The organism is Paraburkholderia bannensis (assembly GCF_014200455.1).
Classification (GTDB): domain Bacteria; phylum Pseudomonadota; class Gammaproteobacteria; order Burkholderiales; family Burkholderiaceae; genus Paraburkholderia; species Paraburkholderia bannensis_A.
On sequence record NZ_JACHBW010000006.1, the window covers coordinates 203145 to 227590 of the forward strand.

Sequence of the window (24446 nt, forward strand, 5' to 3'; positions counted from 1 at the left end):
AAACGCGCGGCTTTTGGGGCCGCGCGTCTCAGTTGCGAGAAGTAACTGTTATGGCGCTTACTGCGCAGCCACCACCTTCAGGTGATTCTTCACCGAATCTACACCCGACACGCCTTCCACCACTTGCTTGGCGTTATCGCGGTCTTCGGCGCTCGGCACCGTGCCGGTCAGCGAGACGACGCCTTTACGGGTCTTCACGTGAATGTGCTCGGACTTCACGTTCTTCGCGCCGAGCAGTTCCGCCTTCACCTTGGTGGTGATGGTTGCGTCGTCAACGTGTTGGCCGACGCTTTCGGAGCTGCCCGTGGACGGCGCCGCCGAGTTGGTCTGTGCGCCCGCCATCAGCGCGAAGGTCATGCAGCCCACGCCTGCGGCGGTCTTGAGCATCAGATTGCGCTTCATGAGAGTTCTCCTTTGTGAGTTGATGATCTCGGGATCGGGTACAGCAAGGTCCGTGCCGCGATCGGCCGATCGAGCGGCGGATGCCTGTTGATACAGGGTTTGAACGCGCACAATCTAGAAATGACGACGTCGAGCGAGGCGGTTCGCGCGCGCCTCATCGGGCACGCAATTTTTCCGCGCGATTGTAAAAACGTCTTTCGATTGTTCGGTCAACGGGAGTCAATTTGCGCTGCAGCAAGCCCCGATCCCGTTATAAAACAAGCGTTTGAAAAAACTGGCATGGGTGTTGCATAGAAGGTCCCATTCACTCCACATTCTCAAGAACGGGACTGCCATGCCTTCCATCGCGTTACAAGCCCGCCAGCATCTGGCGCTGACACCGCGCCTTCAGCAGGCCGTGCGCCTGTTGCAGCTCTCGTCGCTCGAATTCCAGCAGGAACTGCGCGAAGCGCTCGACACCAATCCGTTCCTTGAATACGTTCCGCCCGCCTCCGAGACCGGCGAAGCGGCCGAAGCCGCCGAAGGCGCGGCCGGCATTGGCGCGGCGGCCAACGAAGCGCCTGCCGCGCACGCGGATATGGCGGGCGGCAGCCTCGAAGGCGGAATGGACGGCGGCGTTGCCCAGGAATCGTCGAGCTATGGCGACGAGCCGGGCAACTACGGCGACGAAAGCTCGGGCTATCAGGACGATGGCGGTGGGTACACAGCCGATCTGCCTTCGTCGGGATCGATGCGCTCGTCGACATTTCGCGGCTCTGAGGACGGCGATTCCGAAGCCTCCGACTGGGTGCGAGTGCCGGTTTCCCTGCGCGATCAGTTGCACGAAGCACTGCGTCTTTCGCCGCTTGCCGAACTCGATCGCGCAGCGGCACAGATCGTGATCGAAGCGCTCGACGACGATGGCTATCTGCGCCAGGACCTGGCCGATCTGGTAGAGCTCGAAGGCGTGGCCGATATCCTGGACGAAGATCACCTGCGCGTGGCTTTGCGTGTGGTGCAAATGCTCGATCGTCCGGGCATTGGCGCGCGTTCGCTGTCCGAATGCCTCGCGCTGCAACTCGAAGCGATGCCTGCCGACACCCCGCATCGCGATCTCGCGCTGCAGATCGTCACGCATCATCTGGAACGCCTCGCACGCCGCGAAAATGGCGAACTGCAACGCCAGCTTGGCTGCGATGCGGCCTCGTTGCAGGCGGCGACCGCGCTGGTGCGCCGTCTCGATCCGAAGCCCGGCAACCACTATGGCCGCGCCGACGGCGGCTACGTGATTCCCGATGTGATCGTGCGTCAGGTGCGCGGCAAGTGGGTCGTAAGTGTGAATCCGGCCATCGAGCCGCGCGCGCGCATCCATAAGCTCTACGCGGAGATGTTCGCGCGCTCGGATCAAACCAGCCGCTCGCCGCTCGCACAGCAGTTGCAGGAAGCGCGTTGGCTGATTCGCAACGCGCACAAGCGCTGCGAAACGATTCTGCGCGTGGGCGAATGTATCGTCGCGCGTCAAAAGGCTTTCTTCCAGTACGGCGAAATCGCGCTGCGCCCGATGCTGTTGCGCGATGTTGCCGACGAACTCGGCCTGCACGAATCGACTGTTTCGCGTGCGACCGGCAACAAGTACATGGCCACGCCGCGCGGCATTTTCGAATTCAAGCGCTTCTTCCCGCGCGAACTGGAAACGCGCACGGGCGGGACCTGCTCGGCGGCGGCGGTGCGCGCGCTCATCAAGGAAATGATCGACGCTGAAAATCCGCGCGATCCGCTGTCCGACGTGGTGCTGACCCAGGAACTGGAAAAGCAGGGCGTGCGCGTGGCGCGACGCACGGTCACCAAGTATCGGCAGATGATGAAGCTGCCTGCGGCGGAAATGCGTCGACAGATTTAACTTTGCGCATGATGCGTTGAGTCGGGAACAAGCGCACGGGTTGATGCCCGTGCGTTTTTTTGTGCGCACTCCGCTTAGAGATGAGACGCTTCCACGCCAGGCAAAATCTCGACGATCTGAAAATACCGGTCCCAGAACGGCGTGTCACGTAGCGCCTCGATCAATGCTTCGTAAGCCTGATGACTCTCGGCTTCCCACATCCAGACATCGGTGACACGCGCGGCGTAGAACTCCACGTCGTACAGTCGGAGTCGAACCTGCTCCCTGTGGCGTTCGAGCAAGGGCAACACGTGGTCTTGCAACGCGCTTTGGCGTGCGTCGGGCGGCAATTCGAGCCACGCAGGCAGACTTTTCACGAGCATGAAGACGGTGAGCGCAGGTTGGGTAGAGGCTTTCACGGGGATTTCCTGATCGGTTGAATGAGTGGTTAGAATACGAGCGTTTGCTCACATTCGATACTCGCATTCCGACCATGACGCCCATACCCCGCGGCCGTCGCCGCCCTGCGCCGCTAGACGCGCGCAAACAGCCGGTGCAGCGCCGCTCGACGGCCACCGTCGATGCCATTCTCGAAGCAGCGGCTCGCATTCTGGAGCACGGCGGCTTTGCCGGCTACACCACCAATGCGATCGCCGAGCGGGCCGGTGTGAGCGTTGGCTCGCTTTATCAATACTTTCCGAACCGCGACGCACTCACGGCAGCGCTGATCGAGCGCGAAAGTGCGCCGCTGCTCGCCGCACTGGAACAGGCGGGCGCGGCCGGGAGCTGCGAGGCGGCGTTGCAGGGTTTGATCCGCGCGTCGGTTGCGCATCAGATGCAGCGGCCCGTGCTGGCGCGCCTGCTCGATTTCGAGGAGGAACGTTTGCCGCTCGGCGAGCGCGACGCGCGCATCGGCGAGCGGATTCACGCCACGCTCATGCGCGCGTTCGGCCTGCCCGATGCGCCGCAACTCGAAGATCCATCGACGGCGGCCTTCGACGTGTTCGCCATGGTTCGCGGCATGGTGGACGCAGCAGGCGCGCGCGGCGAAACGGATGCCGCCGCACTCGAAGCGCGTGCGGCGCGCGCTGTGGTCGGTTACCTACGGCACAGCGTCTGGAGCGGTAAAGCGCAGCGTTGAGTGCTTGTTTGAAGCCACCTTTAAAGCCTGTTTGACGCTTCAATGCATGCCGCGTTTGCGCAGGCGTTCGATCAGCGCCATTGCCGCCGCCGGGTTGTGCGCCTTGTGGCCGCTGATGACGTAGAGATAGACATCGCGGCTTGCTTTGGCTTCGAGCGGTTTGCCGAAGGTGGCGAGGTCGTCGGGCGTGCCGCCTTGCGCCCACCTGATCGCGCGTTCGACCCAGCGCTCCAGGTCAGCGGGACCGTAGCCGGCCTTGCGGTTGGCGGCCGTGCCCATGATGCGGGCGTAGACGAAGGGCGCTGTGGTGTCGGCAATCTGCGGATAGTCCGAATCGCCCGATACCACGATGGCGGCTTTACGCTTGCGCGCCATCGCCACAAATTCCGGCGAGCAGAAGCTTTCGTGACGCACTTCCAGCGCGTGACGCAGCTTGCGGCCATCCACTTCATCGGGCAACAATTCGAGGAATCGTGCGTAGTCCTCGGGATCGAATTGTTTGCCGGGCATCAACTGCCAGTTGATCGGGCCGAGTTTGTCGCCCAGCTTCAGCAGCCCGCCAGTGAGAAAGCGTTCGATCGACGCGCCGGCCTGCGCCAGTTCCCGACGGTTCATCGCGAAACGCGGGCCCTTCAGGGAAAAAACGAAATCTTCCGGTGTTTCGTCGTGCCAGCGCTGGAAACTCGTGGGCTTCTGCGCGCCGTAGTAGGTGCTGTTGATTTCCAGCGTGCTCAGGTGGCGGCTCGCGTAATCGAGTTCGAGACGCTGGGCGAGCCCCTCCGGGTAGAAGGTGCCGCGCCAGGGCGCGTAGATCCAGCCGCCGATGCCGACGCGGATACGGCCGGTCTTGATGGATTCAGCGGGGGAACGTGTCATCGGTCAGGCACCGTCGAAGCGCAGATGCGGCAGTTTAACGCGGTCCCTATGGCAACGGCTTTTTGAGAGCGTTTTAGGCATAGTCCGATATTCTTCGCGCCGTCGTGAGGCTAATTTAGTCACTGTGTCAGACAACCTCACTTGGAATATCAGATGCAGTCTCGTCCCTCTCGCGAGCTGAACGACGCACAGTGGCAAAGCGTCGAGCCGCTCTTTAACGACAGTCGCTCCAGCGGCCCCCGTCGCGGTCGTCCGGCCCATTGCTCCCGCGCGGTGTTCGAAGCGATCCTGTGGGTGCTTTCAACCGGTTCGGTCTGGGCCAAACTGCCCGAGCGCTACCCCGACTTCCGCACCTGCCATCGCCGCTTCAAGGTCTGGTTCGACGCGGGTCTCGTGCAACAGGCCATGGAACGCCTGTATGGCGACGAAGGCGTGGCGATGTGCGCGGCCATGAACGCGCGCATGCAGCCGTGGCGCGCGCCCGCCGGTCGCCGCGCGCCGCGTTTCCCGGTCGCGTTCTCGTTGCGCTGGCCGCTCGCGCGCACCTGAGCGTGCCGGCCAACTAGCGGAACCGTCTGACACAACAAACGGGCAGTGGGACTCAAGGTCCGCTGCCCGTTTTGCCTTGTCTTTACACTTTTCGACTGATTTCCCCGGTGCCTGCAGTCTGAAAATGCGGCATTGCCATCTGCCCTTTGTGGGAATGGCCCCCGGTGCGCGATACTGTTGGGCTCAACGCAACGGAAACCCAGAGGACATGGCGCATTTCGACGTATTCAATGGCGACGCGGACGGCATCTGCGCGCTCCACCAGCTCCGCCTGGCGCGCCCGCGCGAGGCCACGTTGATCACTGGCGCCAAGCGCGACATCGCGCTCGTCAAGCGCGTGCAGGCGCGGCCCGGCGACTCGCTCACGGTGCTCGACATCTCCTTTGACACCAATCGAGCGGCGGTCTGCGCATTGCTCGACCAGGACGTTCACGTCGAATATTTCGATCACCATCATGCCGGCGATCTGCCGATGAACGTCAACCTGATGGCGCACATCGATACCACGGCGCAGGTCTGCACCAGCGTGCTGGTCGATCGCCATCTGCAAGGCCGGTACCGTCTTTGGGCCATCGCGGCGGCGTTCGGCGACAACCTGCCCGGAACCGCGCGTGAACTCGCCGAGAAGGAGGGCCTGTCCGAGGAGCAGATCGAGCAGTTGTGCGAGCTGGGCGAGTCGATCAACTACAACGCCTATGGCGATAGCGTCGAAGACCTGTTCATCGCGCCAACGGCGCTGTATGAAGCGATCAAGCCTTACGCCGATCCGTTCGGGTTCATCGCCAGCGAGCCCTTGCTGGAGCGCATCGCTTCCTGCCGCGACGACGATCTGCTGCGCGCCCAGCAAATCACGCCGCTGATCGCCCTGCAATACGGCAGCGTCTGCGTGCTGCCCGACGAACCGTGGGCGCGACGGGTGCGCGGCGTATTTGCCAACGCGCTGGCGATCAGCGAGCCGGCTCATGCCCATGCGGTACTGAGCGTCAACGCCGACGGCAACTACGCCGTCAGTGTGCGCGCGCCGCTGCAGGATCCGCGCGGCGCGGACGAACTGTGCCGTGCCTTCCCTGGCGGCAACGGCCGCGTGGGCGCGGCGGGCATCGATTGTCTCGATGCGAAGCACCTCGACAGATTCGTCAGCGCGTTCGCGCGCGTGTTCGGCCGCCCGATGCAGAGCTGATCCGCATTGATACCGACGGCGGGTTCATGGCCCAACCCGCTGCGCCGCGCCTGCCGACCGCGTAACATGAAATTTGTCCATGCGGGGCGATGCCCGGGAGGTCGACATGTACAAGCGGATTCTGGTAGCGATCGACGGCAGTCGCGGCGCCCGCCGTGCGCTCGACGAGGCGGTGAAGATCGCCAGCGCGACGGGCGCAACGGTGCAGGCGCTCTATGTGGTTCAGCATCCGGCGCGCCTCGTGGATATCAGCACGGGTTTTGCCGAAGAGCAGATTCGCCAATCCGCGGAAGCCGATGTCGCGACCGAGGCGCTCGATGAAGCGAAAAACCTGTTCGCGCAGGCCGGCGTTAGCGGCACGACGCGCGCTGCCGATTCGAGCGGGGAAGAGGTCGCCGCCGTCATTCATCGCATCGCGGCGGAAGACGAGGTGGACCTGGTGGTGCTGGGCACGCGCGGGTTATCGGGCGTCAAACGGCTGTTGATCGGCAGCGTTGCGGAGTCATATCTGCGCATGGCCGACCGTCCCGTCATGCTGGTGCGCGAAGAAGAGCCGAAATCGGCCTGAGCGGCGCTCCCAATAGCACTGCGTCAAATCGGAAAAATACGGCATTAGGGCATTCAGCGCGCATTTCGTATCGATCTAATATCTCAATATTAGATTTTGATCAAACACGCGGGTGCGTTCTGCGCGCACTGACCGTCCATCGTGCCTATCATGTGAGCTGGCTTACCGATAAAAATTGTGCCGGAGTCCGAAAGGTCAGCGCAATCTGCCGTGATTTGCTGCGCCGCAATGTGCGCACTGCATCATCGTCCGGCGCTGTTGAAATCCACCACCTTTATTGCCCTTTAGCCGCCCGATGCAGCCGCGCGTGCCGCCTCACTCTGGCGGCGCGGCATCCGCGCCACGCACTTGGGCCCTGATAAAGCACCGCCGAAAGGAAATCCGCCATGGCCACCGTTTCTTATCCTTTATTCAATGTGTACCGCAGCGGCACGTGGGCGGCATTGCAATGGCTGGTCCATCAGCAGCAGTGGCGCGAGCAGGTCGTCGGGCTGTTGCAGCGCCGCATCGCGCGGGACCGCAACGCACTGGAATCGACGCTCGAAGCCTGGCGCGGCGCGCAGAGCTGGAGTGATTTCGGCGCTGCCACTCAGACGGTCTGGCGCGACTATCTGATCGGGAGCGCAGCACTATGGCAGGAGAGCACCGCCGCGAGCGTGCAGGTCACTGGCGTCTGGGCCAATGCCGCGCGCGATGTCATGCAGCAATGGCAGGACGCGTTCGCCCAGCTGCAACCGGGTACTGCGGCGGCGGCTGGCGCCATCGGCCCCGTCGGTACGATCGATGCGGCGCAGCCCATGCGCGAATGGATGGCAGCGTTTGAGCGCGCGATGTCAGCGGCAAGCAGCGCGTTTGGCACCGAAGCTCACTCGCACGGAGGCCAACATGGGCGCTGACCGGATTGCGTTTGTCACGGGCGGCATGGGTGGCCTTGGTGCGGCGATCAGCCGGCGTCTCGCCGACGCGGGCATGACCGTCGTGCTGTCCTGCTCGAAGGGCAACGATCGGATGGCTGCGTGGCTCGAAGGCGAGCGCACGGCGGGGCGGCATTTCCATGCGTATTCGATGGACGTCGCCGATTTCGACGCTTGCCAGGAGGTCGCCGCACGCGTGCTGACCGATCTTGGCCGCGTCGACATGCTGGTGAACAACGCCGGCATCACTTGCGACCGCAGCTTCGCCAGGATGTCCAAGGCCGATTGGGATAGCGTGATGCGCACCAATCTCGACTCGATCTTCAACGTGACCAAGCCATTTCTGGCAGGCATGATCGAGCGCGGCTTTGGCCGCGTCGTCAATATCGGCTCGGTCAATGGGTCGCGTGGTGCCTACGGGCAGGCGAATTATTCGGCGGCCAAGGCCGGGTTGCACGGCTTTACCAAGGCACTGGCGCTGGAAGTGGCGAAAAAAGGCGTGACGGTGAATACGGTTTCGCCGGGCTATCTTGCGACCCAGATGGTCGAGGCCGTTCCTGCCGACGTCATGCAGCAGCGCATCCTGCCGCAGATTCCCGTCGGGCGTCTTGGCAAGCCGGAGGAGGTGGCGGCGCTGGTTGCGTTTCTCTGCTCGGACGACGCGGGTTTCATCACCGGGGCGGATATCGCGATCAACGGCGGCATGCACATGCACTAGGCAGCGCAGGCAATGCGGGCGGCGCGAGTGCATCGCGGATAGTTAATCAGGAATGCGATATTTGTATATGTGCACAATAATCACGCGCGCACGACGCAATCCGGACATCGCAACGACACAAAATCGTCGTGCTGGTTAAAGACTTTTCACGCAACGCATTATTTTCTTTGCCGCAACAGCCATGTCGTAACGCGATGAAACACGACTGTAGCGAAACTGTACGTTTTGCCCGCTATGCTGGTCGGTACGGTGAGATCCGAACAGGAGAAAAACGATGCTCAGTCATCACGAACTGGCGGCGCTGCTGCTGATTCGCGACGCCAACGCGCCGCTCCAGACACTCGATGCCGATTTCATGGCGCTCGCGCGCTACCAACTGGTTGAAATGGACGACGACAACAGCGGTCGCGCCGCACGCCTCACCACGCGCGGGCAGGAGTTGTTGCGGCGGCTCACGCATGACCACCCGTACGGCCGGTCGGGGCAGGGCGCGAACTGAGCAGCGATTCCTGTCAAGTACCCGACATCCCGCGCTACGCTCGTTACAAACCTGTAACTAAGCGGCGAGCACTCTGCGATACAGTTCCGGCTCTCGTTTCAATCCACTGCCTTACTGCCTGAGAGTCTGTCCATGAAAGCCGTTGTCAAGCCGTTTGCCCGTCTGTCCGCCATGATGCTTTGCGCTGCTCTGGCCGCACCGCTGGCTGCTGTTGCCGCGCCGTACCATCATCAGGTATGCCACGTCGAGCATCACCATCATCACGCCGTGCGCGTTTGCCATCGCGTGCGCTAACAGGCGCGATCGGTTTGAAAAGCCGGAATGCCGCACTTTAGTGCGGCATTTTTTTAATTAAATTAATTTGCAATCCAAATTTAAAGGCATGCAGTCGATACTGATGCAAAAGGTGAATAAAGGCCATAGAAAGCATCAGGGAAATCGGCCATGCACTCTAACGAAGCCCATATAGCCAATCACCATCGCGACGGTCAGACCGCCAGGCAAGGCGAGGTTATCCCAATACGCACGGCCGGCGTGGGCTATCGCCGCTAGCCGTCGAGCCGCGTTAGCTCAGTTCCCGGGGCGATTTCCACCGCCACCCCCTCCGCCGGCGCCAGGCGGCCTGCCACCTCCCTGACCGGGCGGTCGGGCGCCGCTATTGCCCGGCGGTCTTGTTCCGCCTTGTCCCGGGGGCCGCGCATTGCCGTTGCCGGGCGGCCGCGCACCGTTATTCGGCGGCCGGTTCTGATTGCCATTGCCTGCGCCCGGCCGGTTGCCATGATGACCGCCAGGCGGGCGCGCGCCATGCGAAGGCGGGCGAACCGACGGCGGCGGTCCGGGACGCGGGCCCGGATGCCGGTTCCAGCGGCTCTGGTTGCCATACCAGGGGCGGTCGCGGTAATAGTTGCCCCAGTACGCGCCCAGCGAGAACGTGAGAATCGGCAGGCCGATGGTCGCGCCATAGTTCATCACCGGCACGCGTGCACCTTGCCACGGATACGAGAGATAACCGCCATAAACCCAGCCGCGCAGGCCAGGCAAGCTCACATCGCACCAGCTATAGCCGGCCACGCAGCCCATCACGGCGAGCGAGACGCCGCCCGGCACCTGGGCCACGACGGGGTAGTCGGCTGCCGGCCCGGCGTACAGGTTCACGGTCGTGCTGGTGAATGCCTGGCTCTGTGCCAATGCTGGCGCGGGCGCCGCGAGGATCGCGGCCAGACCGGCGAACATCGCACCGACGAGCTGCTTGTGCATTGCTGCTCCTCACTGGTTGTAATGCTTCGGGACATTTATTGCGATATCAAACAGTAAGGTAGCAGATAAGTCTTTTTCGACGCGGCAGTGCATATTACGGCTGATTTCGTCGGGACACGATGGCGCACGGAATATTTCGGGATTGGAATGTAGTGCGGCGTGGCGGGGCATGTCACACGCAAAAATGCGCGATGTGCAAGAATCGCGGCTCGGCGCAAGCATGCTCAATAGCGTGTCCAAGCCGGATTCGAAGCAGAAATATCAGAAAGACAGAAAGACCAGGAGCAGACAAGTGATTCAACGCATTGCGGGATTCTTCACGGGCGTGGTGCACCGGTTTTTGCCGGACCCGCTCATTTTCGCCATTCTTTTGACCGTCGTGACCTTCGTGCTGGCGTTCGCGCTGACGCCGCAGCCGCCCGAGGCGCTCATCATGATGTGGGGCTCGGGCTTCTGGAACCTGCTCGCATTCGCGATGCAGATGGTCCTGATTCTCGTCACCGGGCACGCTCTGGCCAGTTCGGCGCCGGTCAAGCGCCTGCTGGTTGCGCTCGCAAGCTGTGCGCGCACGCCAGGTCAGGGCGTGATGCTGGTGGCCTTCGTGGGCGCGGTGGCCTGCGCGATCAACTGGGGCTTTGGCCTCGTGCTCGGCGCGATGTTCTCGCGCGAAGTGGCGCGCCGCGTGCGCGGCACGGACTACCGGCTGCTGGTAGCGGCCGCGTATATGGGTTTTCTGACGTGGCACGGCGGGCTTTCCGGTTCCGTGCCGCTGGTGGCCGCCACCAAGGGTAATCCGATGGAAAAGACCATCGGCCTGATCCCCGTCTCGCAGACCATTTTCACGGGCTACAACGCCTTCATCACGATTGCCCTGATCGTGCTGCTGCCGATCCTCGTGCGTTTGATGATGCCCAGGCCCGAAGACGTCGTCTCGGTCGATCCCGCGCTGCTTGAAGATCCGCCCACGGTCGAGCGCAAGCTCGGCCCGGACGCGACGTTCGCCGAACGCATCGAAGAAAGCCGCTTCCTCTCGCTGCTGGTCGCGGCCCTGTGCGCGGTGTTTCTCGGCATCCGTTTCCACACCAAGGGCTTCGCGCTCGACATCGACACCGTGAATCTGGTGTTCCTTGCCGCCGGCCTCGTGCTGCACAAGACGCCGATGGCCTATGCGCGCGCGGTCGCGGGTGCCGCCAGGGGGGCGTCGGGCATCATGATCCAGTTCCCTTTCTATGCGGGGATTCAGGCGCTGATGGACCATTCGGGCCTCGCGGGCGTCATCACGAAGTGGTTCGTCGATATCGCCAACGTGCACACGTTCCCGCTGCTCGCGTTCCTGAGTTCGGCGGTGATCAACTTCGCGGTGCCGTCCGGCGGGGGCCACTGGGTCGTGCAGGGACCGTTCGTGATGCCGGCGGCGCAGGCGCTGGGCGCGGATCTCGGCAAATCGGCGATGGCGATTGCCTATGGCGAGGCGTGGACCAATATGGCGCAACCGTTCTGGGCGCTGCCCGCACTCGCGATTGCGGGTCTGGGCGTGCGCGACATCATGGGCTACTGCGTGACCACGCTGCTGTTTTCGGGCGTGGTGTTTATCGCCGGGCTTTATCTGTTCTGATGCGTCTGGCTTGAGCGATGTAAAGCGGCGCGACTTACTTGTGGCGCCGCTTTTTCAGCAAATAATCGCGCAGCACGATTGCGTGATTGTGTTCGGCGTCATGCGAGCCATAGAGCAGCACGATCGGGCCTGAGTGGCTCGCTTCGACGAGCGGCGTCCACGCAGAGGTGTTCGCATCCAGCTCCGCCAGATAACGCCGCTCGAATTCTTTCCACAGCGCCGGATCGTGTTCGCTCGCATGAAACCACTGGCGTAGCGCCGTGCTGGGGGCCACATCCCTCGCCCACGTCACGCCGGCGAGCCGTTCCTTGCGCATGCCGCGCGGCCAGAGCCGATCCACCAGAAAGCAGGTTTCACCGCCTTCGGGCAGCGGTTCGTACACGCGTTGCGTCGCGATCTTCGCTGCGCTCATCGCTTACCTCTCTTTGTCGTTTGCAGACAGCGCCACGGCAACACGCTCGCGCAGCACCGGCAGCACGTCGTGATCGAACCACGGATGGCGCTTGAACCACGCCTGATTGCGCGGCGAGGGATGGGGCAGCGGCACGATGCCTGGCCCGTATTCGCACCATGCTTCGACGGTATCGGTCAGCGTGGCCTTGCGTCGCTCGCCCAGCACATAGCGCTGCGCATACTGGCCGACCAGCAGCGTCAGCCGTACGTCGGGCAATAGCGCGAAAAGGCGTTCGTGCCACAGCGCCGCGCATTCGGGACGCGGCGGGTTGTCGCCGCCGCTGCCACGGCCGGGATAACAGAAGCCCATCGGCACGAGGGCTACGCGCGCGGCGTCGTAAAACACCTCGGCATCGATGCCCAGCCACGCGCGCAGACGCTTGCCGCTGGCGTCGTCCCACGGAATACCGGACGCATGCACCTTCGCGCCCGGCGCCTGGCCGACGATCAACAGTCGTGAACTCGCACTGGCCTGCAACACCGGACGCGCACCGAGCGGCAGCACGCCCGCGCATGCCTGGCAGGCGCGTATCTCGGTCAGCAGATCGGGAAGCAGCGGGGCGTTCGACACAGCAGCAGATTCCAGCGCGATGGCGGCAAGGCAAAAAAAAAACGGAAAAGCCAGTCTATCAAACGCGCTTTGCGCACACCTGCGGCACTCGCGCGAGCCGTATTCGGGTTTTCCTGTAATCTCGCGGCTGGTCGATGACCCCGGTCAGCACGGAGCCGCCATGCCCGCCGTAAGCGACACGACGTCAATCGCAATCCGCATTGCATCGCCCTGGAGTGAGACAAACGAGGTGAACCGATGAGCGGGGGCGCGTTGGCGCTCGGCCTCACGGGCATGCTCGCGAGCCTCGCGTTGCTCATCTGGCTCGCGTACCGTGGCTGGAGCGTGCTGCTGCTCGCGCCGCTTTGCGCGATGCTGGCCGCGCTGATCTCCGGCGAGCCGACGCTCGCGCACTGGACCCAGACCTTCATGCCCGCCACGGGCCGCTTTCTCGCGCAGTTCTTTCCGCTGTTTCTGCTCGGCTCGCTGTTCGGCAAGCTGATGGAGGACAGCGGCTCGGTGGACGCCGTCGCGCAGTTCATGATCGACCGCCTGGGCACGCGTCACGCGCTCGCGGCGGTCGTGCTTGGCGGCGCGCTCGTGACCTACGGCGGCGTGAGCCTGTTCGTGGCCTTCTTCGTGCTCGCGCCGATGGCGCAGGCGCTGTTCCGCTGCGCCGATATCCCGCGCCGCCTGATGCCCGCCGCGATCATGCTCGGTACCGCCACGTTCACGATGTCGGCGTTGCCGGGCACGCCTGCGCTGCAAAACGCCATCCCCATGCCGTTTTTCGGCACGACGCCGTTTGCCGCGCCGGGTCTTGGCATCGTCGCGACCCTCGTGATGGCGGGCTTCGGACTGTGGTGGCTGGGCCGCGCCGCAGCAGCGGCGCGACGCAATGGCGAAGGTTTCGTTGAACCGGCGGGCGGCGGCGCCGACGACGACACGCGCGGCAAATCCCCGCTCGTACGCGAGCGCGCAAGCGTCGCCCAGACCTTCGATCCCGCCGAAATCGACAGCGGCGCTGATGCGTCCGACTATGCCGGCGCACCGCCGCCGTGGGTCGCGCTGGCACCGCTCGCGATCGTGGTGGCGATGAACTTCGTGATGAACGTGGTGGTGTTGCCGCGCATCGACGCCTCGTATCTTGCCGAGCCGCGCTGGGGCGCGACGACGTTGCACGCGGTGTCGGGCGTGTGGGGCGTTTCGGTGGCGCTGGCGCTGGGCATCATCGTGCTCGTTGCGCTGAATCGGGGACGCCTCGGTGCGCTGCGCGAGAGCGTCGATGCCGGCGCGAACGCCGCCGTGCTGCCGGTGTTGAGCGTCGGCAGCCTCGTGGGCTACGGCGCGGTGATTGCCGCGCTGCCCGCGTTCGAGGCCGTGCGCGACCGGGTGCTCGGCATCGGCGGCGGCCCGCTGGTCTCGCTTGCGGTGGCGACCAATCTGCTTGCGGGGCTCACGGGATCGGCTTCGGGCGGTCTTACCATCGCACTCGACGCGCTTGGCGGCACCTATATGCAACTGGCCGCGCAGCACCATATCGATCCGGCGTTGCTGCATCGCGTTGCGGTGATGTCGTCGGGCACGCTCGACAGCCTGCCGCACAATGGCGCGGTGGTGACGCTGCTGGCTGTATGTGGCTCGACGCATCGCGAAAGTTATCGCGACCTCGTGGTGGTGAGCATCCTGGGCGCGATTCTCGCGCTTGCCGTGGTGATCGTGCTGGGATCGCTGTTCGGGAGTTTCTGAAGAGGCGTTCGCCATACGTCTGGCCGTCTGGCGTTCTGGCGTTCGGGTGGATAGACGCGCACGCCGATCCGCGCGACACTGCGCGCATCTCATTCCCGCGCGCATCAAGACGAAAAACATATGGAACTGCGCCAGCTACGCTACTTTCTTGCCGTTGCAGAGCATCTGCATTTCAGCGAGGCCGCGCGCGTGCTCGGCATTGCGCAGCCGCCCTTGAGCCAGCAGATTCTCAAGCTCGAAAAGGAAGTCGGCACCCGGCTGTTCGTGCGCCATTCGCGCCACGTAGAGCTGACCGAAACGGGACGGCTGTTTCGCGAGCGCGCGCTGCGCATCGTCGAGGATGCCGATCTGGCGCTGGCCGAAGCGCAGAACGCCGGACGCGGCGAAACCGGGCGGCTCAATCTGGGTTTCGCGGGTTCGACGGTGTTTCATCCGCTCGTGGCCACGCTGCTGCAGCGCTATCGCACGGCCTATCCTGGCGTGACGATCGGCTGCGAGGAGAGCAATAGTTCGGTGCTGCTCGAACGCGTGAGCGAGGCCCGCGTGGATGCAGCCTTCGTGCGCTTGCCGCTCGATTGCCGGGGGCTGGAAACGCAGCCATTGGTCGAAGAAGACGTGCTCGCCGTGCTGCCTCCGCGCCATCGGCTCGCGCGTCGCCGCAGTCTCGATCTGGCCGATCTCGCGGGCGATCCGCTGATCCTGTTCCCGCGCCCGATTGGCCCCGACCTCTACGATTCGATCATCAGCGCATGCCGTGCGTCCGGTTTCAATCCCGTCATCAGCATGGAATCACCGCAGATTTCCTCGACCGTCAACATGGCGGCGGCGGGCTTCGGGGTCACGCTGATTCCCTCTTCGATGCGGCAGATTCAGGCCAAGGGCGTGACCTATCACGCGCTCAAGGGCGGCTCGCTGCATACGACCATCGCGCTGGTGCACAGGCCGCGCGAGCGCGCGCCAACCGTGCAGAATTTCGTGCGTATCCTGCGCGATACGGCGCGGCATGCGTCGGCGCAGTGAGGCGCGGTGGCTCCGATCCATATCTTTTTCGTCTTGATCGACGCAAACGCGGTATTGGACGTGGGGTAGTGCGACAAATTATCCTAGCTGCATTCGCATCTGCCTTGATCTGGAACCGTCCGTATGTCCACCGTTCCCCAACGCCCCATTTCTTCCAGCGCAACCGGACGCACAGCGCCTGCAGGGCGAGCCTCGCTCGTCGCCTCGCTGCGATCCATCGTCGGTCAACGCTATGTGCTCACCGGCGACGAGCCCACGCGCCGCTATCGCAAGGGCTTTCGCTTCGGCGAAGGCAAAGTCGCGGCGGTCGTGCGCCCTGGCTCGCTGGTCGAGCAATGGAAGGTGTTGCAGGCCTGCGTGGCCGCGAACGCTATCGTGATTGCTCAGGCCTCGAATACGGGCCTGACCGGCGGTTCGACACCCGATGGCGACGATTACGACCGCGACGTGGTGATCGTGAGCATGACGCGCATGCGCACCGTCTATGTCATCGACGAGGGCAAACAGGTGGTGTGCCTGCCAGGCGCGACGCTCGATCAACTGGAGCAGACGCTCAAGCCGCTGGGCCGTGAGCCGCATTCGGTGATCGGATCATCGTGTATTGGCGCGTCGGTGGTGGGCGGCATCTGCAATAACTCGGGCGGTGCGTTGGTGCGGCGCGGACCGGCCTACACCGAGATGACCGTCTACGCACAGGTGGATGCGCAAGGCGAACTCAGGCTCGTCAATCATCTGGGAATCCAGCTAGGCGAAACGCCCGAGCAGATTCTCGCGCGCCTCGATCGCGGCGAATTGCCGGCAGCCGATATCCGTCACGATGCGGGCGCGGCCTCCGACCGCCATTACGCCGAACACGTGCGCGACGTGGATGCCGCCACGCCCGCGCGCTATAACGCCGATCCGTTGCGTCTGCATGAGGCGTCGGGATCGGCGGGCAAGGTGATGGTGTTCGCGGTGCGGCTCGACACCTTTCCCATCGAGCAGGGCGCGAAGGTGTTCTATATCGGCACCAACGCAACCTCCGAACTCACCGATGTGCGCCGTTTTCTGCTGAGCGAGCTGTCGAGCCTGCCGATCGCGGGCGAATATCTGCATCGAGACGCTTTCGATATCGCTCAGCGCTATGGCAAGGACATGTTCCTGCTGATCCAGCATCTGGGCACGCAGCGCCTGCCGGGGCTGTTCGCGCTCAAGAGCCGTTTCGATGTTTTTTTCGAGCGCTTTTCGTTTTTGCCCGCGCATCTGACCGACCGTGTGATGCAGGCGGTAAGCCATCTGTTTCCGGATCATTTGCCTGCGCGGCTCAAGGACTATCGCGAGCGCTACGAACATCATTTGATGCTCAAGGTCAGTGCCGATAGCGTGGAAGAAACGCGCGATTATCTCAAGCGCTATTTCACCCAGGCGAGCGGCGATTTCTTCGAATGCACGCCTGAAGAGGGCACGAAAGCGTTCTTGCATCGTTTCGCGGCCGCGGGTGCAGCAGTGCGTTATCGCGCCGTGCATGGCGATGAAGTCGAGGATATCGTGGCGCTCGATATCGCCTTGCGGCGCAACGACCGCGAGTGGTTCGAGACGCTGCCCGAAGCCGTCGAGCGGCCCATCGCCATCAAGCTCTATTACGGGCATTTCCTGTGTCACGTGTTCCATCAGGACTACATCGTGCGCAAGGGCAACGATTGCCTCGCGCTGGAACACGAAATGTGGAAGCTGCTGGACGCGCGCGGCGCCGAATATCCCGCCGAGCACAATGTCGGCCATCTGTATCACGCCAAGCCTGCGTTGAAGCAGTTTTACGAGCAGCTTGATCCGTGCAACTGTTTTAATCCTGGCATCGGGCAGACTTCGAAGTTCGCGCATTATCGGGAGAGTACGCAGTAAAGGCAGCAGCAAAGACTAAAGCGGCGGCGCATCCCTATGCACCGCCGCTTTGCCTTTTCAGGCCTGTTGCAACGCTAATCAGCCAGCCTTGCTCACCGGCACCCAGCCGTTCTGCGTCGCCGCCTGCGCAAGCTGTTTGGCGATCGACTTCGCGAGCTTGCCCGCATCGGCGGAAATCGTGTCGTTCCTGGCTTCCGAGGCGCCATGCACGCCCGCGCCCGCTGCCGCCGACATCGCCACGTGACCCGCGGCGGCACCCACGCCAGCGGTTTCGGCGACGCCAGGCATATGGCCGCTATCGGCATTCGCCTGGAAGGTGACGAGCGTTTGCGGCGCGCCGTTGGCGGCCACGTAGCTCACGGCGATGGTCGCGCCCACTTCGCTCTTGCCCGCGCCCAAGCCAATCAGCAGGCGGCGGCGACGGCTGCCCGCGTCGATCGTATCGATGCGGCCCTCCACCACGATAGCGGCGCGGCCGGCGGGCACGGGGCCATCGACGCGCACGGCGGGCAAGCCCTGCTTTTGAAGCTGCGCGACGATGTCGTCGGCGAGCTTTTCGCGCGCGGCAAGCGCCGCCTGCTGCTGTTGTTGCGCCGACGATTCGCCGCTCGTCATCGCCTTGAGTTTCTGCGCCATTCCGCTGTCGAGCTTCACGACATCGGGCGAAATCTCGAAGGCCGACACGTAAATCACCTCGGCCTGCACTTGCGGCAGCGCGCCGGCGGCCTGCAGCGAATTCGCCGCCGACGCACAACCCGAAGCGAACAGCGATCCTGCAAGCAGCACGGCGCCTGCGAAGCGTTTGGACTTATTGATAAGAGCGTGAAAAAGCGTGGTCATGTCGTTTCGCCTGACTGTCTTCGACACGTTCGCATCAATAAGGATGCCGAATTATCGAAGTGGGTTCATGAAAGCTGGCAGGGCGCTGCGCCATTCACTTTTGGCGGCTTGCGTCGCTCAGCACAGGCGCAAGTATGGGTTCAGGCGCGTGCTAATGCCACACCCAAAGTATGTCGATTCATGTCACGTGCGCGGGGCCGTGCTGGTAGACCTGGTAAACGGGGAAGGGTTGAGCGACAGCTTCACCACGGCTTCGAGGCCGCCGCCTTCGCGATCCAGGAAGGTTAGCGAACCTCCATGCTGACGCGCGATTCTGTCGACGATTGCAAGACCCAGGCCGGTTCCGCCCGAATGTCCGCGCGCGTTATTGCCCCGGCTGAACGGCAGTTTGAGGCGTTCCAGCTCCTCGGCGCGAATGCCGTTGCCGCGATCGCGCACGGATACACAGGCAAAACCGTTCTCTTGCCATGTCCGGATCGACAGCCCGGTACGCCCGTACACCACGGCGTTCTGCATCAGGTTCATCAGCAGGCGCATTACCGCCACGGGGCGGAACGCGAAGGAGGGCAGCGTACTTTCCTCGAAATCGAATTCGTGCCCGAGTCCCGCGAAATCGGCGACCAGTTGGCCCGCGAGCGCGTTGAGGTCGCCCGGTTGCGGCGCTTCGCGCTCGCCGCTGCCGGCGTAGTCCATGAACTGCTGAAGAATCGTGTCGATGGTGTCGAGATAGCTCTCGGCGGAGGCAACGAGGCCGTCGTTGGTGCCGCGCGGCAAGGCCATCGCAATCGCCAGGCGCAGTTTGGTAAGCGGCGTGCGGATATCGTGCGAAACGCCTGCGAGCATGAGCGCGCGCGTGGCTTCGGCCTGGCGCAGCGCATCGGTCATCTGGTTGAAGGCGCGGCTGACTTCGGCGATTTCAGTGGGACCGTCGGTGGGCAGCGCCGCGGGCGTTTCGCCCGCGCTGACGCCGCGCGCAGCGTGCGCGAGTTCGGCCAGCGGCCGGTTCAGATGCAACTGGATCAGCCAGCCCGTGAGCGCCGCGAGCAGCGCCAGTCCGAGCGACAGCACGATGGCGGTGGTGATGCCGCTCGCCTGGGCGTCGGCGGTCATCGGCAGGGCGATCCACGTGGGTTCGCCCGCCGCGTGTACGCGTATCCACAGGCGCGCTTCGTCCTCCTGATCGTTGTCCGCGATTTCCCAGCGCACCGGCATGTCAGCGGGCAAATGGCGGCGCAGCGCCTCCAGAAAGACATCGCGTTGCCAGCTGCGAAAGAAGCGCAGCGGATTCATCGGCGGCTCGATCATGCTCGACGCCGGCACCTCGCGCTGCGCATTCAGGCGCGCGGCGGCGGCGCGGCTCTCGGCGGGTGGCATCGCCACCAGCATGCCGTCCAGCACCTTGACGTAGTCGGAGAAAATGATTGAAGCGCGCTCGATGCGCGGGCGCTGCACGAAATGCAGCAACGCACTCAAAGAGCAGACCTGGGTGAGGGCAACCAGCGCCACCAGCAGCGCGATATTGCGCGAGAGCAGCGAACGCGGCAGCCAGCTTCGCGCCTCGCGGCGCGGCGAATCGGCAGGGGTGGCCATCAGGAATCGACGCCCGCGACCAGCATGTAGCCGATGCCCCACACGGTCTTGATGAAGCGCGGTTTGGCCGGGTCGTCTTCGACGATCTGGCGCAGCCGCAGGATCTGTACGTCGACGCTGCGGTCGAGCGCGTTGTGATCGCGTCCACGGGCGCGCGCGAGCAGGTTTTCGCGGCTCACGGCGCGATTGGGCGACGAGCCGAGCGCGTGCAGCAACAGCATCTGCGCCGAATGCACGTCGATCGCCACGCCATCGCGCATGAGCGTCTGCTGGCCGACATCGAATACGAAATCGCCGAAACGCAGCCGCTGCGAGGTCACCGTGGGGTCGCCCGCGGCCATTTTCTGGCGGCGCAGCAGCGCCTTGACGCGCGCCACGAGTTCGTCGGGCAGGAAGGGTTTGGCGAGGTAATCGTCGGCGCCGGTTTCGAGGCCGATCACCTTGTCCGCCGCGTCGCCCTTCGCGGTGAGCATGAGAATGGGTAAGGTGTGGCCTTCGGCGCGCAGGCGGCGGCATACGCTCAGGCCATCCTCGGGTTCCATCATCAGATCGAGCACCAGCAGATCGTAGGGCTCGCGTTGCAGCATGCGGTCGAGGCGCTTGCCGTCCGCGACGGCGCGCACCTCGAAGCCGTGACCGCTCAGGAAGCGTTGCAGCATGTTGCGCAGTTCGGCTTCGTCGTCCAGAACGATGATGCGGTTCGCCTGCTCCATGGCCGCCTCCGGCGCGGGTCGATGCGGATGGAGCGTACTCCATCCGTCGTTGGGTTTTCGCATGCCGCGATCATCGGCTCGCGGCGGCGCGCTCGCGCATGAAGTCCTCGATCTGCGCGAGCGTGACGTAACCGGCGCGCTGGCTGTCGATGGCGTCGAAGTGCTGGGCCACCATCGGCATACCGGCTTGTGCCTGCTCGCGGGTGAGCTTGCCATCATGGGTCGTGTTCGCCTGGGCGAAACGCGACTGCAACTGCGCGAGGGCGCGCGTCATGCGTTCGTTCGCGGCGGGCGAGGCAGACAGCGTGGGCGCGCCGTTGGGCGCAGCCGGCAAGCCTTGCGCAGCAGCCGCTGCTGAAACGATACACAAAATCAGGGGGACGATCATCTTCTTCATGGTGTGCTCCGTGGCGTGGCGAATAAACTGGCCGACATCGGGAGTCGGCCGGGTAGGGAAATCAGTTCAGCGCTTGCGTTTTCAGGGGTGAATCCGCTGCAGGCCTCAGGCCCAATGTGCCGGCACCCAGATGCCGCCCATCCAGTGGCCGGGCACCCAGACCGCAGGGCGCGGCGCGATATACACGGGACGCGGTGCGATATAGACCGCATGCGGCAACGGACGCGCGACATACACCACCTTGGGCGCGGGCGGGGCAACGTAGACGACCTTCGGGACGGGCGCGACGTACACCGTCTTCGGCGGCGGGGGCGGCACGTAGACGGCCTTGGGCGCGGGCGCGACATAAATTGCGGTATTGGCAGGCGGCGGCGCGATCAGCACGGGCGCAGGAGCCGGAGCCGGAACCGGCGCGACCGCGACCGTCGCGCCCACGGCTACCGTGCCGCCGCCGGTGACGACCGTCGTACCACCCGTCACGCTGCCGGCGACAACCGTCGTGCCGTGCACCACGGTGCTGCCGCCCGAGGTTGTCACGACGCCAGACGCCACACGGGTGGCGCTGCCCGAATGCGTGTACGTCCCGCCATCCGTCCCCGTGACCGTGCCGGAGCGCGAGCAGGTCGAACCGGCGCAGTTCGTCGAGGCGTTGTGGCTCACGCTGTTGCCGTTCGCCGCCGTGACCGTGCCCGTCGAGCTGTACTGGCCCGGTGCGGTGCGCGTCACGCTGCCGGAGGAAGTGGCGCTGCGGCCGTCTTCGCCCGTCATCGTGCCGGTGTGCGAGCAGGTGCCGCCTGCGCAGTTCGTGTCGCCCGAATGCTGCACCGAGCGCCCGTTCGGGCCGACCGCCGTGCCGCTGTTCGAGAACTGTCCCGGCGCGTTGCGGGTGACCGTGCCCGTGTTGGTGGCGACGCCGCCCCACGGCCCCATCACGCCGCCGGCATGTGTGCAACTGCCGCCGCCGCAGGAACCTGCATGCGCGCCGCTATAAGTGCCGTGCGGCGTATAGGCGGTGCCGTGGCCAGACCAGCCTGCGAAAGCAGGTGCGCTGGCGAGTGCGATGAGCGTGGCGGCGGCGAGATGGAGCGTTTTCATCAGAGATCCTTGCGATTCGGGCGTTCGAGCGCAGCGGGGCGCTTCGGTGCAGTTCGGTTCGGGACACCGGTGCGGCGTGTCAGCGGAACGAACTATAGGGCGGTCCCCGCCGCGAGTCGCGTGCAAAACCATGTCGCGGTGTTACATGCGGCCGGGTGTTTCTGGCGTTTGCCCGTCTACAAAAGGCTCGGCGCGCATATGGCTCATGCGCCGGCCGCGCGCATGACATATGTCGACATACTTTGCGCGTGGTGTTTCGCGCCGCGCGCCTCTACAGTTCGCCTCATCCGACGCGACGCCAGCCTCATTTCCTCGACACGAACGACGCGTCTGTCCACAGCGCTGTTATCAGGATCTCTCACGCTCATCATCATGCTGACCACTGGAAAACTCGCGTACTACGTCACGCTCTTTATCGTTGCCGCCTCGCTGATCGAAGCGGCCTGGCTCACCTTCAAACAGCACCGCGCAGGCGAGAGCAAATTCGACTGGTATGAAGTCTGGCTCTCGCTCGCCGATCTCGCCGGGCGAAAAATGTTAGCTTTCCTGCCGATTTCGCTGGCTGCGCCGATTTTTCATTTCGCCTGGGAGCATCGCCTTTTTACGCTCTCGATAGACAACTTCACGCTGGCGTTCTTCGTCTTCATCGGCCAGGAGTTCTGCTACTACTGGTATCACCGCGCCTCGCATCGCATGCGTTTTTTCTGGGCGACGCACGCGGTGCATCATTCGCCCAATCAACTGACGCTTTCTTCCGCGTACCGGCTTGGCTGGACCGGCAAGATCGCCGGCCCCGCATTCTTCTTCGCGCCGCTGGTCTGGCTGGGCGTACGTCCGGAAATCGTGCTGGCCGTGCTGTCGTTCAACCTGCTGTATCAGTTCTGGCTGCATAACACGTGGATTCCGAAGCTCGGCTGGTTTGAGTACGTGTTCAATACGCCGTCCGCGCATCGCGTGCATCATGCGTCGAATCTCGACTACCTCGACGCGAACTACGGCGGCGTGCTGATCGTGTTCGACCGGCTGTTCGGCACCTACGTGACGGAACGCGCCGACGAGCCTTGCCGCTACGGCCTCGTTACGCCGACACGCTCGCGCAATCCGCTGGTGGTGGAATTCGAGCATTGGTTGAGCCTCGCGCGCGATATCGCTGCCGCGCCCACGGTAGGGGCCGCCGTGCGTCACGTGATCCTGCCGCCTGGCTGGACTGCTCACGGCCAGGGCGAGACCACCGAGGATCTGCGCAGGCGCAGCCTCGCGGCGGTGCGCGCGGAGGTTCGGGAACGTCGGGTTCATTGAGGATGCAGTTGCCGTGACACGCAAGCTCCGCTAACGTGGCGGCCTGCGGCGGCCACGAGCCGCCGCTTTTTTTCGAATTGGTTTTGAATTTTCCGTCCGGATCCGGACGACTCTTTCGCACAAAGCAGGCAGAAACGATGGATAACTCAGTGAACGGCAAGACGGTGGCAATCACCGGCGGCTTTGGCAGTCTTGGTTTGGAGACGGCGCAGTTTCTGGTGTCGCGCGGCGCGCGCGTGGCGCTGATTGGCCGCGGCGCAGCCCCTGCAAGCGACGCGTTGCCCGCCGCGCTCAGAGATGCGGTGTTGCTCGGTGGCGTCGATCTGGTGGATGCCGATGCGGCGCGCGCGGGGCTGCAAAAGTCTGCAGAAGCACTGGGCGGTCTCGACGCGCTCATCAATATCGCGGGCGCGTTCCGCTGGGAAACCATCGCGGACGGCGACGCGCGCACTTGGGATCTGATGTTCGATCTGAATGTGAAGACGGCGCTGAACGCTTCGAAAGCGGCGCTCCCCGCGCTGCTCGCGCGTGGCGCGGGACGCATCGTCAACATCGGCGCGGGTGCGGGACAGAAGGCGGGGCTGGGGATGGGCGCTTATTCGGCGTCGAAGGCCGGCGTGGCGCGCCTGACCGAAGCACTGGCCGAAGAGCTCAAGGACAAAGGTGTGACAGTCAACGCGGTTCTGCCGAGCATTATCGATACGCCGCAAAATCGCGCCGATATGCCCGATGCCGACTTCTCCCGCTGGGTTCAGGCCGACGAAATTGCTGCGGTGATCGCGTTCCTGATTTCGTCTGACGCAAGCGCCGTAACGGGCGCGGCAATCGCGGTAAACGGGCGCGTTTAATCCGGGCGCGTTTAACCGCTGCGCAGCGGCGGCAAAACGGCTTTAATGCCCGTGACCGCCGCTGCCGTGAGCGCCGGCGCTTTGCCACGTGCCGCCGCCGCCATGCCAGCCGCCGTGGCTGCCGTGCCATCCACCGCCATGCCAGCCATAGCGGTAGCAGCATCTGCCGCCGCCCCAATACGCGAAGCCGAAACTCGGCCCGTAATAGTAGTCAGGGTAATAACCGTAGCCGTACGGATAGCCGTAGGCATACGGATAAGCGTAACTGGCGTCGTAATAGCCCGGATAGCCGGGGTAGGGAGCCACGGCACAGCCCGCAAGCACGGCGGCCGCTCCCATTGCGCAGACGAAACGGAACACGATAGCCTCCCCTCGATACTCCTTTGGCAGCGCGGGGCGGGGACGGGTTCAAAAGGAATTGTGTCCGCGAATTA

At 64.1% G+C, this 24446-nt stretch carries 27 protein-coding genes; 15 read left to right on the forward strand and 12 right to left on the reverse strand.

The window, feature by feature from the left end; all coding sequences use genetic code 11:
• Window positions 1-57 precede the first annotated feature (57 nt).
• Entirely contained in the window at window positions 58-402 is a 345-nt protein-coding gene (locus F4827_RS12280; RefSeq protein ID WP_183724203.1) for a BON domain-containing protein, read from the reverse strand.
• Between the two features lie 334 nt (window positions 403-736).
• Between F4827_RS12280 and F4827_RS12285 the strand changes: the two genes are divergently transcribed.
• A complete protein-coding gene (locus F4827_RS12285) occupies window positions 737-2281 on the forward strand; it encodes an RNA polymerase factor sigma-54 (protein ID WP_183724204.1) in 1545 nt (514 codons plus the stop codon).
• Between the two features lie 74 nt (window positions 2282-2355).
• Here F4827_RS12285 and F4827_RS12290 read toward each other — a convergent pair whose 3' ends face one another.
• Window positions 2356-2679: a darcynin family protein gene (locus F4827_RS12290; RefSeq protein WP_221303664.1), complete on the reverse strand. Its 324-nt coding sequence runs from the start codon at window positions 2677-2679 to the stop codon at window positions 2356-2358.
• Window positions 2680-2753: 74 nt separating this feature from the next.
• Between F4827_RS12290 and F4827_RS12295 the strand changes: the two genes are divergently transcribed.
• The gene (locus F4827_RS12295; protein WP_183724205.1) at window positions 2754-3401 is read left to right on the forward strand and encodes a TetR/AcrR family transcriptional regulator; all 648 of its coding nucleotides are present in this window, start codon (window positions 2754-2756) and stop codon (window positions 3399-3401) included.
• 39 nt (window positions 3402-3440) lie between these two features.
• On the opposite strand, the gene F4827_RS12300 is transcribed toward F4827_RS12295, so the two are convergent.
• On the reverse strand, window positions 3441-4277 hold the full coding sequence (locus F4827_RS12300; RefSeq protein WP_183724206.1) for a DUF72 domain-containing protein: 837 nt from the start codon (window positions 4275-4277) through the stop codon (window positions 3441-3443).
• Window positions 4278-4430: 153 nt separating this feature from the next.
• On the opposite strand from F4827_RS12300, the gene F4827_RS12305 reads away from it, so the two are divergent.
• The 7 genes from F4827_RS12305 to F4827_RS12335 all read left to right on the forward strand — a co-directional run bounded on the left by F4827_RS12305 (window position 4431) and on the right by F4827_RS12335 (window position 8999).
• A complete protein-coding gene (locus F4827_RS12305; protein ID WP_183724207.1) occupies window positions 4431-4826 on the forward strand; it encodes a transposase in 396 nt (131 codons plus the stop codon).
• Between the two features lie 208 nt (window positions 4827-5034).
• The gene (locus F4827_RS12310; RefSeq protein WP_183724208.1) at window positions 5035-6006 is read left to right on the forward strand and encodes an acetyltransferase; all 972 of its coding nucleotides are present in this window, start codon (window positions 5035-5037) and stop codon (window positions 6004-6006) included.
• A gap of 106 nt (window positions 6007-6112) precedes the next feature.
• Entirely contained in the window at window positions 6113-6574 is a 462-nt protein-coding gene (locus F4827_RS12315) for a universal stress protein (protein WP_183724209.1), read from the forward strand.
• A 386-nt stretch (window positions 6575-6960) separates the two neighbouring features.
• Complete coding sequence (locus F4827_RS12320; RefSeq protein ID WP_183724210.1) at window positions 6961-7470, forward strand: hypothetical protein; 510 nt, start codon at window positions 6961-6963, stop codon at window positions 7468-7470.
• Window positions 7460-8206: an acetoacetyl-CoA reductase gene (phbB, locus tag F4827_RS12325; protein WP_183724211.1), complete on the forward strand. Its 747-nt coding sequence runs from the start codon at window positions 7460-7462 to the stop codon at window positions 8204-8206. Before F4827_RS12320 ends, phbB begins: the two co-directional genes overlap by 11 nt.
• A gap of 274 nt (window positions 8207-8480) precedes the next feature.
• On the forward strand, window positions 8481-8705 hold the full coding sequence (locus F4827_RS12330; protein WP_183724212.1) for a hypothetical protein: 225 nt from the start codon (window positions 8481-8483) through the stop codon (window positions 8703-8705).
• Window positions 8706-8837: 132 nt separating this feature from the next.
• The gene (locus tag F4827_RS12335) at window positions 8838-8999 is read left to right on the forward strand and encodes a hypothetical protein (protein ID WP_183724213.1); all 162 of its coding nucleotides are present in this window, start codon (window positions 8838-8840) and stop codon (window positions 8997-8999) included.
• Between the two features lie 276 nt (window positions 9000-9275).
• On the opposite strand, the gene F4827_RS12340 is transcribed toward F4827_RS12335, so the two are convergent.
• Window positions 9276-9962, reverse strand: coding sequence for an SH3 domain-containing protein (locus F4827_RS12340; RefSeq protein WP_183724214.1), 687 nt, complete (start codon window positions 9960-9962; stop codon window positions 9276-9278).
• Window positions 9963-10254: 292 nt separating this feature from the next.
• On the opposite strand from F4827_RS12340, the gene F4827_RS12345 reads away from it, so the two are divergent.
• Entirely contained in the window at window positions 10255-11577 is a 1323-nt protein-coding gene (locus F4827_RS12345; protein ID WP_183724215.1) for a TIGR00366 family protein, read from the forward strand.
• 34 nt (window positions 11578-11611) lie between these two features.
• Here F4827_RS12345 and F4827_RS12350 read toward each other — a convergent pair whose 3' ends face one another.
• Both F4827_RS12350 and F4827_RS12355 read right to left on the reverse strand, forming a co-directional pair.
• Window positions 11612-11989: a DUF488 domain-containing protein gene (locus F4827_RS12350; RefSeq protein WP_183724216.1), complete on the reverse strand. Its 378-nt coding sequence runs from the start codon at window positions 11987-11989 to the stop codon at window positions 11612-11614.
• A 3-nt stretch (window positions 11990-11992) separates the two neighbouring features.
• Window positions 11993-12601: a uracil-DNA glycosylase family protein gene (locus F4827_RS12355; RefSeq protein ID WP_183724217.1), complete on the reverse strand. Its 609-nt coding sequence runs from the start codon at window positions 12599-12601 to the stop codon at window positions 11993-11995.
• Window positions 12602-12838: 237 nt separating this feature from the next.
• Here F4827_RS12355 and F4827_RS12360 point away from each other — a divergent pair, with 237 nt between their 5' ends.
• The 3 genes from F4827_RS12360 (at window position 12839) to dld (ending at window position 17230) form a co-directional block, all read left to right on the forward strand.
• The gene (locus F4827_RS12360) at window positions 12839-14329 is read left to right on the forward strand and encodes a GntP family permease (protein ID WP_183724218.1); all 1491 of its coding nucleotides are present in this window, start codon (window positions 12839-12841) and stop codon (window positions 14327-14329) included.
• A gap of 120 nt (window positions 14330-14449) precedes the next feature.
• Complete coding sequence (locus F4827_RS12365) at window positions 14450-15349, forward strand: LysR family transcriptional regulator (protein ID WP_183724219.1); 900 nt, start codon at window positions 14450-14452, stop codon at window positions 15347-15349.
• A 123-nt stretch (window positions 15350-15472) separates the two neighbouring features.
• The gene (dld, locus tag F4827_RS12370) at window positions 15473-17230 is read left to right on the forward strand and encodes a D-lactate dehydrogenase (RefSeq protein WP_183724220.1); all 1758 of its coding nucleotides are present in this window, start codon (window positions 15473-15475) and stop codon (window positions 17228-17230) included.
• 78 nt (window positions 17231-17308) lie between these two features.
• Here the strand turns inward: dld and F4827_RS12375 are convergent, their stop codons facing one another.
• The 5 genes from F4827_RS12375 to F4827_RS12395 all read right to left on the reverse strand — a co-directional run bounded on the left by F4827_RS12375 (window position 17309) and on the right by F4827_RS12395 (window position 21865).
• The gene (locus F4827_RS12375) at window positions 17309-18070 is read right to left on the reverse strand and encodes a DUF4410 domain-containing protein (RefSeq protein ID WP_183724221.1); all 762 of its coding nucleotides are present in this window, start codon (window positions 18068-18070) and stop codon (window positions 17309-17311) included.
• A 183-nt stretch (window positions 18071-18253) separates the two neighbouring features.
• On the reverse strand, window positions 18254-19660 hold the full coding sequence (locus tag F4827_RS12380) for an ATP-binding protein (RefSeq protein WP_183724222.1): 1407 nt from the start codon (window positions 19658-19660) through the stop codon (window positions 18254-18256).
• Window positions 19660-20373 (reverse strand): response regulator, encoded by a 714-nt coding sequence (locus F4827_RS12385; protein ID WP_167061493.1) that lies wholly within the window; start codon window positions 20371-20373, stop codon window positions 19660-19662. The genes F4827_RS12380 and F4827_RS12385 overlap by 1 nt, the downstream gene beginning before the upstream one ends.
• Window positions 20374-20443: 70 nt before the next feature.
• Window positions 20444-20770: an EF-hand domain-containing protein gene (locus F4827_RS12390; protein ID WP_183724223.1), complete on the reverse strand. Its 327-nt coding sequence runs from the start codon at window positions 20768-20770 to the stop codon at window positions 20444-20446.
• Between the two features lie 105 nt (window positions 20771-20875).
• On the reverse strand, window positions 20876-21865 hold the full coding sequence (locus tag F4827_RS12395; protein WP_183724224.1) for a hypothetical protein: 990 nt from the start codon (window positions 21863-21865) through the stop codon (window positions 20876-20878).
• A gap of 372 nt (window positions 21866-22237) precedes the next feature.
• Here F4827_RS12395 and F4827_RS12400 point away from each other — a divergent pair, with 372 nt between their 5' ends.
• Together F4827_RS12400 and F4827_RS12405 are read left to right on the forward strand one after the other, a co-directional pair.
• Complete coding sequence (locus F4827_RS12400; protein ID WP_183724225.1) at window positions 22238-23164, forward strand: sterol desaturase family protein; 927 nt, start codon at window positions 22238-22240, stop codon at window positions 23162-23164.
• A gap of 137 nt (window positions 23165-23301) precedes the next feature.
• Window positions 23302-24012: an SDR family NAD(P)-dependent oxidoreductase gene (locus F4827_RS12405; RefSeq protein WP_183724226.1), complete on the forward strand. Its 711-nt coding sequence runs from the start codon at window positions 23302-23304 to the stop codon at window positions 24010-24012.
• 42 nt (window positions 24013-24054) lie between these two features.
• On the opposite strand, the gene F4827_RS12410 is transcribed toward F4827_RS12405, so the two are convergent.
• A complete protein-coding gene (locus tag F4827_RS12410; protein WP_183724227.1) occupies window positions 24055-24372 on the reverse strand; it encodes a hypothetical protein in 318 nt (105 codons plus the stop codon).
• Window positions 24373-24446: the final 74 nt, after the last annotated feature.

Excerpts from the sequence above, each read along its gene's own strand:
- F4827_RS12280 (WP_183724203.1), bottom strand. The coding sequence starts at position 402 with ATGAAGCGCAATCTGATGCTCAAGACCGCCGCAGGCGTGGGCTGCATG.
- F4827_RS12285 (WP_183724204.1), top strand. The coding sequence starts at position 737 with ATGCCTTCCATCGCGTTACAAGCCCGCCAGCATCTGGCGCTGACACCG.
- F4827_RS12295 (WP_183724205.1), top strand. The coding sequence starts at position 2,754 with ATGACGCCCATACCCCGCGGCCGTCGCCGCCCTGCGCCGCTAGACGCG.
- F4827_RS12300 (WP_183724206.1), bottom strand. The coding sequence starts at position 4,277 with ATGACACGTTCCCCCGCTGAATCCATCAAGACCGGCCGTATCCGCGTC.
- F4827_RS12305 (WP_183724207.1), top strand. The coding sequence starts at position 4,431 with ATGCAGTCTCGTCCCTCTCGCGAGCTGAACGACGCACAGTGGCAAAGC.
- F4827_RS12310 (WP_183724208.1), top strand. The coding sequence starts at position 5,035 with ATGGCGCATTTCGACGTATTCAATGGCGACGCGGACGGCATCTGCGCG.
- F4827_RS12315 (WP_183724209.1), top strand. The coding sequence starts at position 6,113 with ATGTACAAGCGGATTCTGGTAGCGATCGACGGCAGTCGCGGCGCCCGC.
- F4827_RS12320 (WP_183724210.1), top strand. The coding sequence starts at position 6,961 with ATGGCCACCGTTTCTTATCCTTTATTCAATGTGTACCGCAGCGGCACG.
- phbB (WP_183724211.1), top strand. The coding sequence starts at position 7,460 with ATGGGCGCTGACCGGATTGCGTTTGTCACGGGCGGCATGGGTGGCCTT.
- F4827_RS12330 (WP_183724212.1), top strand. The coding sequence starts at position 8,481 with ATGCTCAGTCATCACGAACTGGCGGCGCTGCTGCTGATTCGCGACGCC.
- F4827_RS12335 (WP_183724213.1), top strand. The coding sequence starts at position 8,838 with ATGAAAGCCGTTGTCAAGCCGTTTGCCCGTCTGTCCGCCATGATGCTT.
- F4827_RS12340 (WP_183724214.1), bottom strand. The coding sequence starts at position 9,962 with ATGCACAAGCAGCTCGTCGGTGCGATGTTCGCCGGTCTGGCCGCGATC.
- F4827_RS12350 (WP_183724216.1), bottom strand. The coding sequence starts at position 11,989 with ATGAGCGCAGCGAAGATCGCGACGCAACGCGTGTACGAACCGCTGCCC.
- F4827_RS12360 (WP_183724218.1), top strand. The coding sequence starts at position 12,839 with ATGAGCGGGGGCGCGTTGGCGCTCGGCCTCACGGGCATGCTCGCGAGC.
- F4827_RS12365 (WP_183724219.1), top strand. The coding sequence starts at position 14,450 with ATGGAACTGCGCCAGCTACGCTACTTTCTTGCCGTTGCAGAGCATCTG.
- dld (WP_183724220.1), top strand. The coding sequence starts at position 15,473 with ATGTCCACCGTTCCCCAACGCCCCATTTCTTCCAGCGCAACCGGACGC.
- F4827_RS12375 (WP_183724221.1), bottom strand. The coding sequence starts at position 18,070 with ATGACCACGCTTTTTCACGCTCTTATCAATAAGTCCAAACGCTTCGCA.
- F4827_RS12380 (WP_183724222.1), bottom strand. The coding sequence starts at position 19,660 with ATGGCCACCCCTGCCGATTCGCCGCGCCGCGAGGCGCGAAGCTGGCTG.
- F4827_RS12385 (WP_167061493.1), bottom strand. The coding sequence starts at position 20,373 with ATGGAGCAGGCGAACCGCATCATCGTTCTGGACGACGAAGCCGAACTG.
- F4827_RS12390 (WP_183724223.1), bottom strand. The coding sequence starts at position 20,770 with ATGAAGAAGATGATCGTCCCCCTGATTTTGTGTATCGTTTCAGCAGCG.
- F4827_RS12395 (WP_183724224.1), bottom strand. The coding sequence starts at position 21,865 with ATGAAAACGCTCCATCTCGCCGCCGCCACGCTCATCGCACTCGCCAGC.
- F4827_RS12400 (WP_183724225.1), top strand. The coding sequence starts at position 22,238 with ATGCTGACCACTGGAAAACTCGCGTACTACGTCACGCTCTTTATCGTT.
- F4827_RS12405 (WP_183724226.1), top strand. The coding sequence starts at position 23,302 with ATGGATAACTCAGTGAACGGCAAGACGGTGGCAATCACCGGCGGCTTT.